This is a genomic window from Paenibacillus sp. MSJ-34, from assembly GCF_018918005.1.
Taxonomy (GTDB): Bacteria; Bacillota; Bacilli; order Paenibacillales; family Paenibacillaceae; genus MSJ-34.
In genome coordinates this window covers 87441-105551 of the sequence record NZ_JAHLPR010000006.1, presented here as the reverse complement: position 1 = coordinate 105551, position 18111 = coordinate 87441, and the positions used below count along the sequence as shown (strand labels likewise).

Below are 18111 nucleotides of genomic sequence, written 5' to 3'. Positions count from 1 at the left end.
CCAAGTTTCTCTAGTACCGTTTCGACAAAAAACGGACCCGGAAAGCAATCTCTCCGGGCCCGAACTATGTTTCACGGATAGTAACCATCACTTGTCGTTTTCGATCGTTTGCGCCTTCCGATCCCGCTTCCTGCCGTCGTCCAATATCGGGACTTCGATAATATCCAGCAAGAACATGAAAATCGGTATGCCGAGAATCAATCCCCATACGCCGAAGAAATGCTCCCCGACGATCAACACCATAAACGTATAAAATATCGGCAAATGCGTTTTATTCGACATCAGCTTTGGATTGAGGACATAAGCTTCAAAGGCGTGCAGCAGCGCAATCATGATAAGCACGTAGACGACTTTCAGCAGCCCTCCGATTTTAAACGCAATCGCGCATAACGGGATGAGCGAGACGATGACGCCCATGACCGGAATAAGGCCGAGCAAAAAAATCATGATTCCGAGCGCGAACAAGCTTGGAAAACCCAGCATCCATAAAAACAGAACCGAGAATACGCTGTTCAGCAGCGCGATCAAAAATTGCACTTCGATCACTTTCCCGAAGGAATGAATAAATTTGCGGCCGAAAAATTCGATTTCATTATAGATGAAACCGATTTTGCTCGATTTGAATTTCGCGGTGAATGCCGTCACTTTCTCCTTCTGAAGCGAGAAGAACAGGCTCATAATGATCGCGATTAGCAAATTCAAGCCCCATTTGCCGATGTCGGATATTTTCTTCAGCAAAAAGTTCAACCCTTGGTCCACATAGCTCGCCACATCGATGTTGCGCAGCGATTCCATGATATAATTGAGGATCGGATTGTCGTACGGTTCGAACGGCTTGCTGTAAAAGGTCATAATAATTTGCACGAGTTCGTTCAGTTGCTGAATCAAACGGGGCAAATACATGTACGATCCCCAGAACAGCCCCGCCACGAGAATGACATATAGAAAAATAACCGTCACTTTATTGTTGATTCTCACAACTTTGCTTACACGCCTAGTAATCGAGGAGCTCAAACGGTTCATCAAATAAGTAAGAATGAACGTAATCAAGATCATGTTGAGCATGCTATGTAAAGCATAGATGAGCAAAGCGATAATCGCTAATGCAACGAGCCTCTTAAACCCCCGGCTTTGCAAAAATTCTTTAAAAGTCATCATAGATTCGAAGCTCCTTAGTTCATAAGTTCGGCGTTATAACCATCTTAAATCAAAAAGAACCCCATCCGCAAGGGAATGGGGGCCGAACTCGCAAAAATTATATTACTTCGATCCGGATACCATGATTATTGTACCGTTTTGTTATATTGCTGAATTTTCGAGGTAATTTCTTTCGCCGCTCCGTCAAGCGCGTCCTGCGGCGATTTTTGATTGTTCAACACCTCTTCGATCGCCCCTTCCACCAATTGGCGCGCTTCGGGGAATACGCCCATCACGGCTCCTTGCGTCGCCGTGCTTAGCTCCGTCTGGTGCAACTGATCGACCGCCGTCTGGAATTGCGGGAATTTGGCCATATTGTCTTTGACGCTTTGTTCGTCATACGCTTTCTTCGTGATCGGAAAATACCCGGTATTAATATGCCAGTATGCTTGCTCTTGCGGCGACGTAACAAACTTCACGAATTCCCAAGCCGCCTTCTGTTCGGCTTCCGGCCTGTCGTTCATCATCCATAAGCTTGCGCCGCCGACAATGACGCCGCCCCCGCTCGCATCCGCCGGTTTCGGCAGAAAGCCGGTGCCTACCTCAAACTTCCCTTCCGCGTTGTCGACGAGCCCTTTCAGCGCCGCGGTCGAATCGAGAATCATCGCGACCTGGCCGGCGGAGAACGCCTTTTTGGAATCGTCGGTTTTGCGGCCGAGGTTGATCATCGCTTTCGAGTCGATCATATTTTTCCACCAGGTCAACGTTTTGACCCCCGCTTCCGAATTTACCAACGATTCCGTTGCCAGCGCTTCGCGTCCGTTGCCGTTATTGACATAGTCCGCGCCTTGGTTCGCAAAGAACTGTTCCATAAACCAGCCGTATATCGCAAAATTCGCTCCGGTCGCTTTGCCCGATTTGGTAATCGTATCTGCCGCCTGCTGCAATTCCTCGTACGTTCTCGGCGGTTTCTCCGGATCGAGACCTGCGGCTTGGAACAGATCCTTATTGTAATACAGAATCGGATTGGACGTATTGAACGGCATCGAATACAGTTGGCCTTCGAACGTGTAATAGCCGATAATGTTCGGCTCAAGCTGGGTTAAATCGTAATTGTCGGCGTCGATGAACGTCTGCATCGGCGTGATCAGCTTCGAATCGATCATGAAGCGGCTGCCGATTTCATACACTTGAACGATATGCGGAGCTTCCTTCGTCCCCATCGCCGTCTTCAATTTGCTCAGCAAATCGTCGTAGGTTCCCTGAAAGATCGCTTCGACCCGGATTTTGTCCTGGGATGCGTTAAAATTAGCGACCATCTGGTCGACCACTTTCGTATTCGCCCCTCCCATCGCATGCCAGAAGACGACTTTCGTCGCTCCCCCTGAGCTTGAACCGTTGCTTTGCGCCTCGCCTTGGCCGCCGGACTCGCCTCCGGCGTTTCCTGCGCCTCCGCCGCCCCCGCTGCATGCGGTTGCGACGAGCAGCATCGCCGCAAGCAGCAAACCGATCCACCTTTTTTTGTTCATACGTTTCCTTTGCCTCCCCCGATTACGAAATTTTATGATAAATCCGTCGCCATGCGCGCCCGCCATTCCAAAACGCTCGGAGATGAAGCCGACCGCATGATTCGGACGGGTTTACCGACATGAAAGTTTTTAATTGTTGAATGTTCAAAAAGTCAACTTTTCAGCACCGAGAAGGTTGCGAGAGAACCCGAAGAAGGAGGAGCGCAGTGTAGGCAAAACCTACATGAGCACCGGACTTCGAGGGTGAACGCAAGATTCGATGCCGAATCCGCCTCAAGATATACTTCGTGATCAAAAGGGGACTTTTTGAACTACCTCTATTACCCTTTGACGGCTCCGGCGGTTATGCCGCGAACCAACTGCTTCACGCCGAACGCAAGCAGAAGCAGCGACGGCAGCAATACGAGCGACACGCCCGCCAGAATCAAATTCCACGACATCACTTCCTCGAATTGCAGCATGGCGACGCCGATTTGCACCGTGCGCATCGTGGCGCGGTTCGTAATGAGCAGCGGCCATAAATAACTGTTCCAATGCGTCAAGAACACATATACCCCCAAGGTGGAAAGAGCGGGTTTGGACAGCGGGAGAACCATCGTAAAGAAGTTGCGCATATGGCCGCAGCCGTCGATTTTCGCCGCATCGAACAATTCATGGGGAAGCTGCATAAAAAACTGGCGCAGCAAAAAGACGCCGAAAGCGCCGGCCATAAACGGGACGACCAGCCCCTGGTAGCTGTCCATCCAGTTCAAGCTTTTGATCGTTAAATAGTTGGGGATAATCGTCACTTCCCACGGAATCATCATGGTCGACAGGAACAGCATGAACAGGGCGTTCTTCCCCCGGAAACGAAGAAACGAAAAAGCGTAGGCGGCCATGCTGGACGTCACGATCTGGCTGATCGTAATCGCCGCCGAAACGATAAAGCTGTTTAATACAAACCTCGGAACCGGTACGGTAGCGATCGCTTTTAGAAAATTGCCCATATACAATTGGCTTGGAAAGATCGGCGGCGGATAATTCGACACTTCCCGCTCGGTCATAAAGGAGGAGAAAAAAGTGAACAAGAGCGGGTATAGAACGATAAGCGCGAGCACGGTCAGCAGCAAATACAGCAGCGTATAGTTCAATCTTCTTAGCGTCACTGGTAGTGCACCTTCCTTTCCAATATTTTGAATTGGAGAGCGGTCAACAGCAGAATGATCGCGAATAACACCAGGGCCTGTGCGCTCCCCGTCCCGAAGCGGAAGTTGATGAACGCGTCTTGATAGATGGAGTAAACGACGACGTTGGTCGCCCCCGCCGGCCCGCCTTTCGTCAAGATGTGGATTTGGCCGAACGCCTGAAACGCCCCGATCACCGAAACGATTAATGCGAAAAAAATAACGGGCGACAGCAATGGCAGCACAATGCGGACGAACGTGCGCACCGGGCCGGATCCGTCGATTTTGGCGCTTTCGTAAATTTCGTCCGGCACACCCTGCAATCCGCTCAGCAGCAAAATATAAATGAACCCCATGTTCATCCAAACAGTCATCAAAGAAACGGATAACAGCGCTACGGACGGATCGATCAGCCAAGGAACCGGACCGATGCCGGCCAGACTAAGAAAATAGTTGAGCATCCCCGCCGTAGGATGAAACAGAAGCAGCCATATAATCGATCCCGTCCCTACCGAAATGACGATCGGCAAAGAGAAGATGAATTGAAACGCTTTCATGCCGCGCAATTTATTATGGGTGATGAAAGCGAGAAACAGGCACCAAACGATGCATGTCGGCACGGTAAACAAAATAAACAACAGCGTAACTTTCATGTTGGACATAAATTGGCCGGACTGAATCATCTCCACGTAATTGTCCAGTCCGACAAAGGCGGCGACTTTGCCGCGCGGGTCTGTAATCGTCAAGCTAAGGTAGACGGATCTGATCATGGGATAGAATAAAAAGAAAAAAAAGATCAGCAAGGAAGGCGCAAGAAAAGCATATCCCAACAGCCCCTCTCTCCGCTTCCTCCTCCGCAAAGCGCTCGATTGTTCCGTCGTCATCGGCTGCACTCCTTTCCGCAATTTGAAAACAAAAAAACACATGCAGCCGCCGGCCCCATATCGGGGCAACAACCCATGTGAATGTCTCCAAGTCTCTTTCACAATTGTTATAGGTTATTAACCTTTCATAGAAATTATGCCAAAAAAAAGTCCCCGCCAAAGACGAGAACAGATTGAGCGGATATGATGAACGGCGTTATTCGAACGAGCGGCGCGCCGGCCACGATCCTTGCAATTTGCGGATTTGCACGATTTGCCCCGTGTGATATGCGTCATGCCTGACGAGGCTGGCAACTTGTCTCGCTATGGGAAGCGTCGGCATAGGGCGATCGAGATCAGCTTCCGTCAAGTTCGCCAGAATATCCCGAATTTCCCGATGAGCCCGTTCGATGTTGGCGACAGTTTCCTCCCATCCTTGCGATTCGTTCAGAAACGTCTCGTCATTGGTGCTCGCATCGAAACGGGACGCGTCTTCCCCTTTCAACCTTCGCAGCAACCGCTCCTTGAAAAAGAGCAGATGACTGACGTTCTCCCGAATTGTATTGGAAGCTTCCCCTTGCGGCCTCCAATCGGCTTGCTCCGCGGTCAATCCGGCCAACGCATCCGCCAGCGGGGGATGCCAATCCTCCGTCACGTAACAATAATCCCATTCTTGCAGCAGCACATCGATTTTATTCATCGTTTCTCCTCCTCACAGAAATATGTAACCATCAAATAATAATTAGATAGTTACAACGAAAATGTACCATACCCATCTCGCTCGCGTCAAGCAGTTGGCAAAAACGATATTTCATTGTTACTATGTAACAAAGGAGTAGAATCGATATGTTATGGGTTGACTTTCTAAACAGCGAATGGCATGACTGGCGCGGCAGCGGCCGATACGAGGACCGGCTCGACCAACCTGCAGTGGTGGAACAGTTGCTGAAGGAGCACGGCTTGCCCTCGATTCCTTCGCCCGGCGCCGAGGAAATGGCGGAATTGAAGCTGCTCCGCTTCGCCATGCGCGAGATGGTGAAAGCGATCGTACGCGGACAAGAGCCGGAGTTGGAAGCGTTGGAGCTGTTAAACCGTATGATGGCGCGGGGCCCGGTCATTCGCCGCATCGTCAGGACGGACGAGCGTTTCCGGTTGGAGCAGACGGCGGAACGGGCCGATTGGGCGCATACGATGGCGGAAATTGCGGCGTCTTTCGCCCGTACGCTGGCGGAAGGAGAGACGTCCCGCATCCGCATTTGCGACAATCCGGATTGCAAATGGATTTATTATGACGACACCCGCAACCGCTCCAAGCGGTATTGCGACGATAAAGCTTGCGGCAACTTGCTGAAAGTCCGCCGTTTCCGCGCACGTCAAAAAGCGTCGAAGGAACATCCTTCGACGTAGTAACGCAACATCGGAGTCGCAGCTTATTCGCCCTTTTCTGCTTCCGGCTAATCATCGCCCCCGGCATGGGACGGGACAAGTTGTAAGAAATACAACATACTTAGGGTTGCAAAGCCGATATGGGCCATTATGCTGCACATTGTACAACATCATCGCGAACAGAATGGCGAAACCCCACGTTCCGACCCCAATATGTTGTACAAACTACAACATACTTAGGGCTACAAAGACGAAACGGGCCGATATGCTGCACTTTGTACAACATAATCGCCCCTTCAACCGAAAAAAGGACAGAAGAAACGGTTCATTTCTTCTGTCTTTCCTTATTCCTCGTAAAAAGCCGCCAATTCCGACTCGATCGTTTGCTTGATGCGTTCGACGCATTCTTCCGTCGTTTTGGCGAACACTCTCTTCCCGTTAACGATGGCATACGGCCGAAGCCGGCATAGGCCGCAAAAACTTAAACAATCCAATCTTAAGACGGAAACTTCGGGATACAACGTCTCGAGATCCTCCAGTTCCAGCGCGCTGAGCAGATTGCTGTCGCAAACTTCCACTACGACAATGCCCAGTCCCATAGCGTATCACCTCTTTGCGTCGGCCCCGATGTATTGCAATTCAACCGATTCGAAATTCAATATCTTCGCCGCCGCTGCAGTCGATCGTTATATTATTCCCTTCCAGGAACCATATATCATGCCGTTCCATATAAAATGTAATCTTTCCGGCTTCCGTCGTCAACAAAGGATCGCGCGGTTCGTCGCGGCCGATTCCGAGCGCGAACGGTTCGCCTCCCCCGCCGCTGTATCTAACGAAAACCCGAACATGATCGCCTTCCTGAAAGTCCCACTCGTTGACAAGGCAATCGACTGCCGACGGGGTGACATTGATTTGCATTACAAGCACCTCATTTTTATTAGAATCATCTATCAATGCGAAACATTCCATCATTCATTCATCATACTTTTTAAATATTATTATTTCATAATTATGATAATGTCTCGCCGATTTGTCAATTGCGGTACGTTCAACGGCAAACCGAAAAACCCGGAGCGATGCCCCGGGCTTTTCCTTATTGTCTTCTATCTTTTGATCAAATCTTCGCGAACCGGCGTAAAACAATCGAGCAATATGCTGGATTCCAGCGCCTTCGCCCCGTGTTTCGCGCCGCTTGGGATACATATATGTTCCCCTGCGCGAACGACCGTTTTCACGCCTTCGATCGTAAATTCCACGCTTCCCTTTAAACAGTAGGACATTTGCTCATGCGGATGCGAATGCTCGTATCCTTCCGCAAGCGGTTCAAAATGAACTTCCATCATCATGAGAGACGTTCCCGGCTGCATCACTTTCCGTTTGACGCCTGGCTCCGCATTTTCCCAAACACCGATATTGCTCATGGCCACACACTCCCTTAGCGTTTATTTACATTCGAGCGATCGTTCGGCGATTTCGCATTCCATGTACCTTACAGTCCATTATAGACCAACTGGCATACATGAAGGGAGGGAGCGAATTCAGGTCGGCTTGTGTTTTTTTACGAATTTTGCTCCGGATCGTTCATCTGCAAATAGATGTGAACAATCTCGTCCAGCTTCATGCGTACGAGGCCGCTGGACGAAGGGGCGACGAATTCGCGTACGCCCGGAACGACAGGCTCGGCCTGGAAACCCCAAGCGACGTCTCTCCGTCCGCTATACGCTTCATAGACGCCTTTGCCGACAAAACAAACGATGCGCGGACGATACTTCTCGATTTTGCGGCGCAACGCTTCTCTCCCTTCGGCATATTCCTTCGCGGTAATTTCGGCGGCCGTTCGCGTCGGACGGGCTACGATATTCGTGAACCCGTACCCCAATTCCAGCAAACTGCCGTCCTCGTCCGCCTTATAAAGGCGCGGCGTCAGTCCCGCGCGGTGCAATATCGTCCAGAAGCGGTTGCGCGGGTTGGCGTAATGATGCCCGGTCTCCCCCGACCGTATGCTCGGGTTGTATCCGACGAACAGAATGCGCAGCCCCGGCGCGATATGATCCGGTATGTTCGGCATCGTTGACCCTCCTCTTTTTATCGTTTATCGTCCCGCTTGGAAACGCAAAGCGCCCGCTCCCATCGCAATGCCAAGGGAACGGGCGGCATTCGTTTTTACTTGATGCCTTCTTCGACCTCTTTCAACATTTCCGGAACGGACAGCAATCCGCCGCCGGACAGATACCAGTAGCTCGGGTCAAGATAGATGATCTTGCCGTCTTTATACGCATTCGTCTTTTTCACCAGATCGTTCTCGACGATTTCTTTCGCAGGCTTCACATTTTCGCCGCTAACGACCGCGTCGCGATCCACTACGAAGAGATAATCCGGATTTTTTTCGACGACATATTCGAACGAAATGCTGTCTCCATGCGTAGTAGCGGAAATCGTATCGTCAACCGGGGCGACTCCGACCACGTCATGAATAATGCCGAATCTGGAACCCGGGCCATAAGCGCTGACTTTGCCGCCCGTCGTTAGAATGATCAAGCCTTTTTTGCCGCCGGCCGTTGCCGTCTCGTGAATCTTTTGAATGGATTCGTTAATGGCTGCCAATTCCTTCTGCGCTTCGTCTTCTTTGCCGAAAATCGAAGCGATCGTGTTTACGTTCTCCGTAAAGGATTCCATATATTTTTTCGTATCGACGCCCATGTAAATCGTCGGAGCGATTTTGCCTAATTCCTCGTATGCTTCGGATGTTCTGCCGGAAATGATAATCAGCCCCGGTTTGATGGAATTGATCTTTTCAAAGTCAGGTTCTTTCAAAGTGCCGACATCCGTATATTTCGCGTCTTCGAATTTTTTCAAATGCGGCGGAAGAGAGCTTTTAGGCAATCCAACCACTTCAACGCCCAATTTATCCAATGTTTCCAAAGCGCCATAGTCCAATACGACGACATTGCCCGGATTTTTCTTCACAGGCGTCTCGCCCAATTGATGCGTAATCGTAATCGTTTCATCCTCTTGCGGAGCCTCGGCCTCTTTCTCTGTACCGTTCACGTTCGTTTCGGCGGCGGTTGTTTGCGCGTTCGCATCGCCCTCGTTTCCGCCCGAATTTTTAGCGCCGCATGCGGCGATTACCAATATGAACAAAACAGTCATGCACAACATGGTTAGTTTTTTAGTCACTCGAAACACCCCTAATTATTTTCATTATTTTCATTTGATTCATTATGAAAAATACACGCAAATTTTATTGCCGTTGATTTCTTGAATATGAATGTCCATCCCGTACACTTCCTTTAAGACGGACGCATCGATAATTTCATCGGTAGTGCCTTCCTTCACGACTTTGCCGTTTTTGAGCGCCACAATGTAATCGGAGTAGCAGGAGGCAAAATTGATATCGTGGATGACGATAATGACCGTTTTCCCCAGTTCATCCGTCAAGCGCCGCAGTACCTTCATGATTTGAACGGAATGCTTCATATCCAAATTGTTTAACGGTTCGTCCAGCAGGATGTAATCCGTATTCTGGGCGATAACCATGGCGATAAACGCCCTTTGTTTCTGACCTCCGCTCAGTTGGTCCAAAAATTTATCCTTCATGTCCCCAAGTTCCATATATTCTATCGCTTCGTCGATATATTTCCGATCCTCCTTCGTCAGCCTTCCTTGCGAATACGGAAAGCGGCCGAAGCTAACCAACTCCTTTACCGTTAATCTGATATTAATATGGTTTGCTTGTTTCAAGATGGAAATCTGCTTGGCAAGATCGTTGCTTTTACATTGCCCGATCTCCTTCCCTTCAATGAAAATGTCCCCTTCATCCTTGGAGATCAGACGGCTGATCATCGCCATCAGGGTGCTCTTCCCCGCCCCGTTCGGGCCGATAAAAGAGGTAATCTTCCCCTTGGCTATATTCACGGATACTTGGTCAACAACGTTTTTGTTTCCGTACCGTTTGGAAACGTTTCTGACTTCTACCACGACTTGTTCTCCTTTAACAGAAGGTAAATAAAATATACGCCGCCGATGAAATTGATAATGACGCTTAAGGAGGTGGAAAAGGTGAATACCCGCTCAACGATGAGCTGACCTCCGAGCAAAGCGACGATGCTGATCAGCATGGAGCCTGCGATGATATATTGATGACGGTACGTTTTGATAAACTGATAAGCGATATTGGCGACCAGCAAGCCCAAGAATGTAATCGGCCCGACCAAAGCCGTCGACACGGATGTGAGAACGGCGACGATAATCAGCATTCTTTTGACAACGTAGTTATAATTGACGCCGAGATTGATGGCATGCTCTTTGCCGAGAGACAGGACATCCAAGTATTTATTGAACCTGTAAAAATAGGCCGCCGTTGCGAAGACGATAATGAACGCTAGTATGAGAATGTCCGTATTGACATTGTTGAAGCTGGCGAACATTTTGTCCTGAATCACCAGAAACTCGTTCGGATCGATAATCATCTGCATGAAAGACGAGATGCTCGAGAAGAACGTCCCGAATATCAATCCGACAAGGAGCAGGAAGTAGATGTTTCTCCCTTCTCTTTTGAACAAAAATTTGTACAATAATCCGGCGAAAAAAATCATAAGACCGACAGAGATGAGAAAATGTACGTTTTTGCTCATCATCGTCAAGGCCGTGGAGCCGAAGAAGAAGACGATGAACGTCTGAATCAGCATATACAAGGAATCCAGCCCGATAATGCTGGGCGTCAATATTTTATTGTTCGTCACCGTTTGGAACACGACGGTCGAGAAGGCGATGCTTCCGCCGGTCAACAGAATGGCCAATATTTTCTTGGTTCTTCGCTCCAGGACGTAACTCCAATTGCCCCCAGCATCGATGGACAGGAAGACGACGATTAACAACAGCGCCGCAGCGGCCAGGATATACAGCTTCGTTTTATGACTCATGTGACTTTCTCCTCAATAGCAGATAAAGAAAAATGCCGCTTCCTATGACGCCGACGGTTAAACTGATTGAGATTTCATACGGGTAGATGACGAGACGGCTGAAAATATCGCATGCCAGAACGAACACAGCCCCGAGCAGCGCCGTATGGGAAAGATTTTTCTTCAAGTTATCGCCCTGATAAATCGACACAATGTTCGGAATGATCAAGCCAAGAAACGGGATATTGCCGACCGTCAAAATCGAGATGGCGGATACGAGCGCGACAATGACCAGGCCTGTATTGACCACCCGTTTATAGTTCAGCCCCAAGTTGACGGAAAATTCCTCGCCCATCCCGGCCACGGTAAACTTATTCGCAAACAAATAGGCGGCGGCGACAAGCGGAATGCTAAGATAGAGCATTTCATAGCGGCCTTGCATAATCATGGAAAAACCGCCATGCATCCACGAATTCACGCTTTGGATCAGGCCGTATTTCAAGCCCAGGAACGTTGTGATCGAACCGATGATGCTCCCGAACATCAGACCGACTAGCGGAATGAAAATCGAGTCTTTATATTTAATTTTGTCTAATACCTTCATAAAAATGAAAGTCCCTGCCAATGCGAACGCAAAAGCGACGATCATTTTCAACATCATGCTCGCTGAGGCGAAGATCAGTAAGGAAACCAAAACTCCCAAGCTCGCCGAATCCATCGTTCCGGCTGTCGTCGGAGAAACGAATTTGTTTCTGCTGAGCTGCTGCATGATCAAGCCGGCAATGCTCATGCTTACCCCGGCGATAATAATGCTGATCAAACGGGGAATTCGGCTGATCATCATAATTTCCAATTGATCTTCCGTTAACCGGAATATGTCGAACACGGATATATCGATTACGCCAATCAATAGCGAGATGAAGGACAAAAGGATGAGAGCGATCACCAGATATCTTTTTTTCATAACGTTTCCCTTACGTGTAGCCATATTTTGTTATGTAATTGCATGTACGGCGGGTAATGCAATTGTTAATGCGTTGCAGGTACTTTAATGTTGCCGCATTTCCGTATTTCGGTATTGCAGTGCTAAAGCAATTTGGCACGGCAGCATTTCCGTCTTGCAGTTATGCCAGTTTATTGAAAGTTTGGCTTTTCTTTAGATAATGATAATCATTATCAATTACAACAATTATGATTATACCTGTTTCTCCGCAATTGTCAACGTATTCGGGGAAAAATCTCGTAAAATTTCAAAGCGGGATGCGGTATAGCCTATGAACGGCCTTATGAAGCCCAATGTACGAGGTAAGCCCCCGAAAGCGCGCCATTTTAACAAAAGCCTGCCGCGCGGCAGGCTGTTTACGGTTCCGCATGGCTTGCTTCCTTGCGGAATTGTTTGGGGGTCATTCCGGTGCATTTCTTGAATAAATGCGAATAATAGCTTTGATTGCAAAACTTGAATAGAAGGGCGATTTCCGAAATCGAAATATTCGTATGGGTCAAAAAATTTTTCGATTCTTCTATTTTTCTTCTATTTATATAGGCGGTAATGGTCCAGCCCGTCTCCTTCTTGAACCGGTCCGACAAATAGCTTGGATGCACATACGCATGCTTGGCGATCCGTTCAAGGGACAACTCCTGGAAAATATGCTCCCGAATATAGTAAATCGATAATCTCACGAGATGGCTGTAATCCAGGGTCTCTTGTTCCCTCTTCATCACGGCGATAAACTGCGTGATCATCTCGTATTCGAAATAAGCCAATCTCTCCATAGTACCGATTCTTTCTATTTCCTGAATAAACGTATCGCTTAACTGGAATGCCGTCTCCGGATCGAGCCCGCCTTTGATGATCGCCCTGGTGAAGAGCGTACACGAAGCGATCAGCGCGTTTTTTTTCGAACGGATCGGTTCTGCGGCCAAAGTCGCCCCTTCCAATTCGTTGATTTTATTCATCGTGCTCATCGCTTTACTCTCATCGCCGAGCCTGATCGCCTCGAGCAATTCTCTTTCGTAATCCAACGGCGGGTGAACGAAGCTTTGCTCTACGTTTTTCATGCGGGCGGATAGAAATTGCCGTACTACGGGAGAATATAATGACAAATCTATACCCATCGTCTGCACCTCGCCATACCTAAAAATTTTAACAATTTCCTAAAAAATTTAATATCATTTTAAAGCGTTCGCGGATAAAATGCAAATCATAAGAACTATCTTTGGAGGGAGCAGCAAACATGACTTGGAACATATCAAATTCGGGCTTACGCGAAGATCAACTTTTAAATCTGGAAAGTCTCTTCGCGCTAGGAAACGGCTATTTGGGCGTTCGAGGCAATTTCGAAGAAGGTTATCCCGAAGGAATGAACAGCATCCGCGGCACATATCTGAACGCCTTTCACGACCGCACCGACATTCCGTACGGCGAGAAGCTGTTTGCCTTTCCCGATACGCAGCAAAAGCTGGTCAACGTGATCGACGCTCAAAGCATACGCATCTATTTCGGAACCGAAGAGGAAATGTTCCGCTTCGATCAAGGAAAGATTCGTTCTTATGAACGGAATTTTCATATGGACCGGGGATATTCCGAGAGAATCATTCATTGGGAATCGCCCTCCGGCCAAGAGATTAAATTGCATTTTCGCAGAATCGTTTCTTTCGAATATAGAGAGTTGTTCGCGATCGACATCCGGATCGAATCTGTCAACTTTACAGGCCCCGTGAAAATCGTCTCCTCTGTCAACGGCGATGTAAGCAACTATACGAATCCGAACGATCCGCGCGTCGGAGCCGGACATGCCAAGCGTTTATCCGTCGCGGCTTGCGGATATCAAGACGATTACGCTTATGCGATGGACGAGACGCAAGCGTCCGGGCTGCAAGTAGCTTGCGTAACCGCGCACCGGTATGAGCAAGAGCGCGCTCCCGAGGTGCAAGTCCTCGCTTCAGGAACCGAAACGGTGAGTACTTATACGTTCGCGATAAAGGAATCGGAGTCCGTTTCTTTTGCAAAATGGAACGTTTATACCGATACGCTGCGCCATCAAGACCGACTGATCGACCGGGGGGTTGCGTTGCAAGAAGAGCTTGCCGGCGTAAGCTTTGAAGATTTGTTAGCGAAACAAAAACAGTATTTGGACGAGTTCTGGAAAACGGCCGATATCGTCATCGAGAACGATGCGGCATTGCAGGAAGGCATCCGGTTCAACCTGTATCAATTGCTGCAATCCGCCGGAAGAGACGAATTCAGCAATATTTCCGCCAAAGGCTTGTCCGGCGAAGGCTATGAAGGGCATTACTTCTGGGATACGGAAATCTACATGTTCCCGGTGTTCCTGATGACCAAGCCGGAGATCGCCCGCCAACTGCTGCTTTACCGTTACTCCAAGCTGGATCAAGCGAGGGCGAGAGCGCGGGAAATGGGGCATAAGAAGGGCGCGTTATATCCTTGGCGCACGATATCGGGAACGGAATGCTCCTCCTTCTTCCCGTCGGGTACGGCGCAGTACCATATTAGCGCCGATATCGCGTACAGTTATATCCAATATTATATCGCGGAACAGGACAACTCCTTCTTGCTCGAATACGGGGCGGAAGTGCTGTTCGAAACGGCGCGGCTATGGATGGAGATCGGGCACGAATATCAGGGCAAGTTTCATATCGACGAAGTGACAGGGCCGGACGAGTACACTTGCATGGTGAACAACAACTATTACACCAATGCGATGGCCAAACATAATTTGAAGTGGGCCGCCAAGAGCTTCGACATTTTGCGGGAATACGACGATCAAGGCTTCAAAGCGCTCTGCGAGCGGCTGCAAGCAACCGCCGAAGAAGCGCAAGCATGGGGGAAAGCGGCGGATGCGATGTATTTGCCGTACGACGAGGAGCTTGGCATCAACCCGCAGGACGACACGTTCTTGCGCAAGGCGGTATGGGATTTCGCAAATACGCCTGAAGAGCATTACCCGCTGCTGCTGCATTATCATCCGCTGACGCTGTATCGTTATCAAGTGTGCAAACAGGCGGATACCGTGCTCGCTCATTTTCTGCTGGAGGACGAGCAGGATTCGGATACGATTGTTCGTTCCTACGATTATTATGAAAAGATTACGACGCATGACTCGTCCCTATCGTCCTGCATCTTCAGCATTATGGCTTCCAAGATCGGTTACCATGCCAAAGCATACGATTATTTCATCGAAACCGCGCGGCTCGATCTGGACAATACGCATGGCAATACGAAGGACGGGCTGCATTTGGCCAATATGGGCGGAACGTGGATGGCGATCGTATACGGCTTCGCCGGCATGCGATTGAAGGAATCCGGCCTGTCGTTCGCGCCATCGATTCCGGACGCATGGGACAAATATGCGTTCCGCGTACGTTACCGCGGCCGGTTGATCGAGGTTCGCATCGGCAAAGAGCGAGTCCAACTGGAATTGTTGGAGGGCGGGGAATTGAGCCTGAAGCTGTACGGGGCTGAAACGACCTTGCAGCTAAGCCAGCCTGTGGAACGCGCAATCGCACAGTAAGGCGAACTAAACGCGGCGGAAGCGACTGTCTAGTAAGCTGCTTGCTGCGAAATCGACGACCACACTAACTGCAAAAATACAGCTAATTTCATATATTTTGCTTCCATGGAACTAAATAACTGAAAATATCCAGTTATTCCGGCTATTTCTGGTTGAAATTACACTAGCGTTGCACCGGATGTTTTACTGCGTTTCAAGCCGATGATTGCGATAGGGATGAACAAGGTTAACGGATTTTGGAGGCCTTATTTGATCCAATAACGCAATTTTGGCGGAGTTAGCGGATTTTGAGGGCTCTATTTTTGTCGAAACTTCACAAAACCAAGGATTCTCAGCCGATCGCGACATGGTAACGGTTCGAAAATCCGTTAATTCCAAATATTCGACTGGAATTTAAAAAATAAGACCTCGGAAATCCGTTATATTTCCATGGTACCGCATCCCAGCTAGAAGATTTAATGCAACGCTAGTGTTGAAATTATCGAAAATCGAACTATTAACTGGATATTTCAGGCTGTCGATAAACCCCGTTTTCCGCAAAGGGGGAGGCGCAAAAACCCAGCAATGACGCGATTTCCCATTCATAGTTTTTGCCCAAAAGCACTTTTTCAACAGCCTGATTATTGCAGTTATTTCTCTTGCCATCGTTCAAAAATACCTGCGCCACATACCGTTGAGAGGAGAATCACCCTATGATGAAGGAACAAATCCAAGCCTTTATTTTCGATTTGGACGGCGTTATTACCGACACTGCAGAATATCATTATCTTGCCTGGAAAGCGATCGCGGACGAGCTTGGCATCGAATTTACCCGGGCATTCAACGAAAACTTGAAGGGCGTTTCGCGTATGGACTCCCTGAAATTGCTGCTTAGCCAAGCCAAAGATCGGCGCGAGTACACGGCACAAGAAATGGAAGAACTCGCCGACCGGAAAAACAAACTGTACCAAACGATGATCGAGAAAGTGACGCCAAGCGACATTTTGCCGGGCATTAACGAGCTGCTCTCCGAGATCAAGCGTCGCGGCATCAAGCTCGGACTCGCGTCCGCCAGCAAAAACGCCTTCTTCGTGATGGAGCGTCTCGGCTTGAAGAGCGAATTCGGCGCCATTGTCGATTCCAGCAAAATCGCCAATAACAAGCCGGATCCGGAAGTGTTCCTGAAAGCCGCCGAAATGCTGCAGGTCGATCCCGCTTATTGTATCGGCGTCGAGGATGCCGTTTCCGGCGTCCAGGCGATCAAATCGGCGGGCATGTTCGCCGTCGCCATCGGCGACAGAGAAGCGTTTCCCCACGCCGACCTGGTGCTGGAACGCACTTCGCAGCTCGACTTCGCGCAAATCGCGACGGCATTCGCAAGCGCTGCAAACGGCAATTAACGGTCGGGCGCCGTCCCAAGAACGCAGAAAGGGCTGTTTCCGCGAAAACAGCCTTTAATATTTCCGGTTGTGCACCTCCCGTTCCGCCGTGACTTCCGTAAACACCGTTTCGGGAGTCACGATCCGCTTCGGCAGCGTGCGCCCCTCCATCAATTCATTGACGGCCTGCATCAGGTTCGGGCCAAGCAGCGGATTGCATTCGACCACGCAGTTGATCTTCCCTTGGACCATTTTCTCCAGCGCCTTGCGAGTGCCGTCTACGGAAATGATAATCATATCTTTGCCCGGCCGCAGCCCGTACTCTTCGATCGCCTCGATGGCGCCGAGCGCCATATCGTCGTTGTGGGAATACAAGACTTGAATTTCTTCCCCCAATTCCTGCAACAACGAGCGCATCACTTCCCGGCCCCGCTCATGGGTGAAATCGACATATTCGCTCTTAAGCACCCGGAACTTTGATTGTTCCCCGATCGTATCGTGAAAGCCCCGGCCCCGGTCGATCGAAGGAGTGGAACCGGCCGTCCCTTTCAATTCGACGATGCCGACAGGACCCGGCGAATTCGCCATTTTGTCGAGCAAATATTTCCCGGCCTTCCGGCCTTCCTCGTAAAAATCCGAGCCGATTAACGTCACGTATTGCGACGCATCGAGAATGTCGACAGCCCTGTCGACAATAATGACCGGAATGCCCGCCAGTTGCGCTTCCTTCAAAATATCGTCCCATCCGGACTGCACGACCGGCGCGACGGCGATTAAATCCACTTTCTTGTCGATAAAACCCCGAATCGCTTCGAACTGCTTCTCCTGGGACTGCTCCGCATTTTCGAACAATAGCTCGATCCCCGCTTCCTTCGCCGCTTCCTTGACGGACAGGCTGTTCGCGTTACGCCAATCGCTTTCCGTGCCAAGTTGGGAAAACCCGAGCACGATCGGCCGCTGCGGCGCTATCGACTCGTCGGATGAATCCGGACTTCCTTCATCCCTATCGTATTCGCCTCTTGCCACGCCGGCAGGCGCGCTATCGGGATGATTCGATTCGCAGCCGAACAAGACGATCAATAAACAAAGCGGCAGCCAAAACAGCGCCTTCCCCCGGAAATACATCGGCCCGCCTCCCCCCACCTGAAAAATCGAAATGCCGCGTTCGCTGAACGACGATTATTTAAGATTATAGAGCGCTATCAATCGTTTCGTAAACTATTATCTCCAATGTCCTCACCC

18 protein-coding genes are annotated in these 18111 nt (G+C 49.6%); 3 read left to right on the top strand and 15 right to left on the bottom strand.

Going from position 1 to position 18111, the window contains the following annotated elements; all coding sequences use genetic code 11:
• Window positions 1-87: 87 nt before the first annotated feature.
• The 5 genes from KQI79_RS04585 to KQI79_RS04565 form a co-directional block, all read right to left on the bottom strand.
• Window positions 88-1158, bottom strand: coding sequence for an AI-2E family transporter (locus KQI79_RS04585; RefSeq protein WP_216537046.1), 1071 nt, complete (start codon window positions 1156-1158; stop codon window positions 88-90).
• A 125-nt stretch (window positions 1159-1283) separates the two neighbouring features.
• Window positions 1284-2666, bottom strand: a complete 1383-nt coding sequence (locus tag KQI79_RS04580) for an ABC transporter substrate-binding protein (protein WP_216537045.1) — start codon at window positions 2664-2666, stop codon at window positions 1284-1286.
• A gap of 320 nt (window positions 2667-2986) precedes the next feature.
• Window positions 2987-3811: a carbohydrate ABC transporter permease gene (locus KQI79_RS04575; RefSeq protein ID WP_216537044.1), complete on the bottom strand. Its 825-nt coding sequence runs from the start codon at window positions 3809-3811 to the stop codon at window positions 2987-2989.
• Window positions 3808-4713: a carbohydrate ABC transporter permease gene (locus KQI79_RS04570; RefSeq protein WP_216537043.1), complete on the bottom strand. Its 906-nt coding sequence runs from the start codon at window positions 4711-4713 to the stop codon at window positions 3808-3810. The genes KQI79_RS04575 and KQI79_RS04570 overlap by 4 nt, the downstream gene beginning before the upstream one ends.
• 196 nt (window positions 4714-4909) lie before the next feature.
• Entirely contained in the window at window positions 4910-5392 is a 483-nt protein-coding gene (locus KQI79_RS04565) for a DinB family protein (RefSeq protein ID WP_216537042.1), read from the bottom strand.
• 146 nt (window positions 5393-5538) lie between these two features.
• Here KQI79_RS04565 and KQI79_RS04560 point away from each other — a divergent pair, with 146 nt between their 5' ends.
• A complete protein-coding gene (locus KQI79_RS04560; RefSeq protein ID WP_216537041.1) occupies window positions 5539-6099 on the top strand; it encodes a CGNR zinc finger domain-containing protein in 561 nt (186 codons plus the stop codon).
• Window positions 6100-6422: 323 nt separating this feature from the next.
• On the opposite strand, the gene KQI79_RS04555 is transcribed toward KQI79_RS04560, so the two are convergent.
• The 9 genes from KQI79_RS04555 to KQI79_RS04515 all read right to left on the bottom strand — a co-directional run bounded on the left by KQI79_RS04555 (window position 6423) and on the right by KQI79_RS04515 (window position 13094).
• Entirely contained in the window at window positions 6423-6677 is a 255-nt protein-coding gene (locus tag KQI79_RS04555; protein ID WP_216537040.1) for a YuzB family protein, read from the bottom strand.
• 40 nt (window positions 6678-6717) lie between these two features.
• Window positions 6718-6996: a HesB/YadR/YfhF family protein gene (locus tag KQI79_RS04550; protein WP_216537039.1), complete on the bottom strand. Its 279-nt coding sequence runs from the start codon at window positions 6994-6996 to the stop codon at window positions 6718-6720.
• Window positions 6997-7181: 185 nt separating this feature from the next.
• On the bottom strand, window positions 7182-7499 hold the full coding sequence (locus tag KQI79_RS04545) for a cupin domain-containing protein (protein ID WP_216537038.1): 318 nt from the start codon (window positions 7497-7499) through the stop codon (window positions 7182-7184).
• 137 nt (window positions 7500-7636) lie between these two features.
• On the bottom strand, window positions 7637-8146 hold the full coding sequence (locus KQI79_RS04540; RefSeq protein ID WP_216537037.1) for a mismatch-specific DNA-glycosylase: 510 nt from the start codon (window positions 8144-8146) through the stop codon (window positions 7637-7639).
• Between the two features lie 95 nt (window positions 8147-8241).
• Window positions 8242-9255 carry a siderophore ABC transporter substrate-binding protein gene (locus KQI79_RS04535; RefSeq protein ID WP_367398135.1) on the bottom strand — a complete coding sequence of 338 codons (1014 nt, stop codon included), beginning with the start codon at window positions 9253-9255 and terminating at the stop codon, window positions 8242-8244.
• 42 nt (window positions 9256-9297) lie between these two features.
• Window positions 9298-10056 (bottom strand): iron ABC transporter ATP-binding protein, encoded by a 759-nt coding sequence (locus KQI79_RS04530; protein WP_216537036.1) that lies wholly within the window; start codon window positions 10054-10056, stop codon window positions 9298-9300.
• Complete coding sequence (locus KQI79_RS04525) at window positions 10050-11000, bottom strand: iron chelate uptake ABC transporter family permease subunit (RefSeq protein WP_216537035.1); 951 nt, start codon at window positions 10998-11000, stop codon at window positions 10050-10052. Before KQI79_RS04525 ends, KQI79_RS04530 begins: the two co-directional genes overlap by 7 nt.
• On the bottom strand, window positions 10990-11943 hold the full coding sequence (locus KQI79_RS04520; protein ID WP_216537034.1) for an ABC transporter permease: 954 nt from the start codon (window positions 11941-11943) through the stop codon (window positions 10990-10992). The genes KQI79_RS04525 and KQI79_RS04520 overlap by 11 nt, the downstream gene beginning before the upstream one ends.
• A gap of 395 nt (window positions 11944-12338) precedes the next feature.
• Window positions 12339-13094: an AraC family transcriptional regulator gene (locus tag KQI79_RS04515; protein WP_253297947.1), complete on the bottom strand. Its 756-nt coding sequence runs from the start codon at window positions 13092-13094 to the stop codon at window positions 12339-12341.
• A 119-nt stretch (window positions 13095-13213) separates the two neighbouring features.
• Between KQI79_RS04515 and KQI79_RS04510 the strand changes: the two genes are divergently transcribed.
• Window positions 13214-15511 carry a glycoside hydrolase family 65 protein gene (locus tag KQI79_RS04510; RefSeq protein WP_216537033.1) on the top strand — a complete coding sequence of 766 codons (2298 nt, stop codon included), beginning with the start codon at window positions 13214-13216 and terminating at the stop codon, window positions 15509-15511.
• A 692-nt stretch (window positions 15512-16203) separates the two neighbouring features.
• Window positions 16204-16890 carry a beta-phosphoglucomutase gene (gene pgmB, locus KQI79_RS04505; RefSeq protein ID WP_483311366.1) on the top strand — a complete coding sequence of 229 codons (687 nt, stop codon included), beginning with the start codon at window positions 16204-16206 and terminating at the stop codon, window positions 16888-16890.
• 54 nt (window positions 16891-16944) lie between these two features.
• Here pgmB and KQI79_RS04500 read toward each other — a convergent pair whose 3' ends face one another.
• The gene (locus KQI79_RS04500; RefSeq protein WP_216537032.1) at window positions 16945-17994 is read right to left on the bottom strand and encodes an ABC transporter substrate-binding protein; all 1050 of its coding nucleotides are present in this window, start codon (window positions 17992-17994) and stop codon (window positions 16945-16947) included.
• Window positions 17995-18111: the final 117 nt, after the last annotated feature.

Excerpts from the sequence above, each read along its gene's own strand:
- KQI79_RS04585 (WP_216537046.1), bottom strand. The coding sequence starts at position 1,158 with ATGATGACTTTTAAAGAATTTTTGCAAAGCCGGGGGTTTAAGAGGCTC.
- KQI79_RS04580 (WP_216537045.1), bottom strand. The coding sequence starts at position 2,666 with ATGAACAAAAAAAGGTGGATCGGTTTGCTGCTTGCGGCGATGCTGCTC.
- KQI79_RS04570 (WP_216537043.1), bottom strand. The coding sequence starts at position 4,713 with ATGACGACGGAACAATCGAGCGCTTTGCGGAGGAGGAAGCGGAGAGAG.
- KQI79_RS04565 (WP_216537042.1), bottom strand. The coding sequence starts at position 5,392 with ATGAATAAAATCGATGTGCTGCTGCAAGAATGGGATTATTGTTACGTG.
- KQI79_RS04560 (WP_216537041.1), top strand. The coding sequence starts at position 5,539 with ATGTTATGGGTTGACTTTCTAAACAGCGAATGGCATGACTGGCGCGGC.
- KQI79_RS04555 (WP_216537040.1), bottom strand. The coding sequence starts at position 6,677 with ATGGGACTGGGCATTGTCGTAGTGGAAGTTTGCGACAGCAATCTGCTC.
- KQI79_RS04550 (WP_216537039.1), bottom strand. The coding sequence starts at position 6,996 with ATGCAAATCAATGTCACCCCGTCGGCAGTCGATTGCCTTGTCAACGAG.
- KQI79_RS04545 (WP_216537038.1), bottom strand. The coding sequence starts at position 7,499 with ATGAGCAATATCGGTGTTTGGGAAAATGCGGAGCCAGGCGTCAAACGG.
- KQI79_RS04540 (WP_216537037.1), bottom strand. The coding sequence starts at position 8,146 with ATGCCGAACATACCGGATCATATCGCGCCGGGGCTGCGCATTCTGTTC.
- KQI79_RS04525 (WP_216537035.1), bottom strand. The coding sequence starts at position 11,000 with ATGAGTCATAAAACGAAGCTGTATATCCTGGCCGCTGCGGCGCTGTTG.
- KQI79_RS04520 (WP_216537034.1), bottom strand. The coding sequence starts at position 11,943 with ATGAAAAAAAGATATCTGGTGATCGCTCTCATCCTTTTGTCCTTCATC.
- KQI79_RS04515 (WP_253297947.1), bottom strand. The coding sequence starts at position 13,094 with ATGGGTATAGATTTGTCATTATATTCTCCCGTAGTACGGCAATTTCTA.
- KQI79_RS04510 (WP_216537033.1), top strand. The coding sequence starts at position 13,214 with ATGACTTGGAACATATCAAATTCGGGCTTACGCGAAGATCAACTTTTA.
- pgmB (WP_483311366.1), top strand. The coding sequence starts at position 16,204 with ATGATGAAGGAACAAATCCAAGCCTTTATTTTCGATTTGGACGGCGTT.
- KQI79_RS04500 (WP_216537032.1), bottom strand. The coding sequence starts at position 17,994 with ATGTATTTCCGGGGGAAGGCGCTGTTTTGGCTGCCGCTTTGTTTATTG.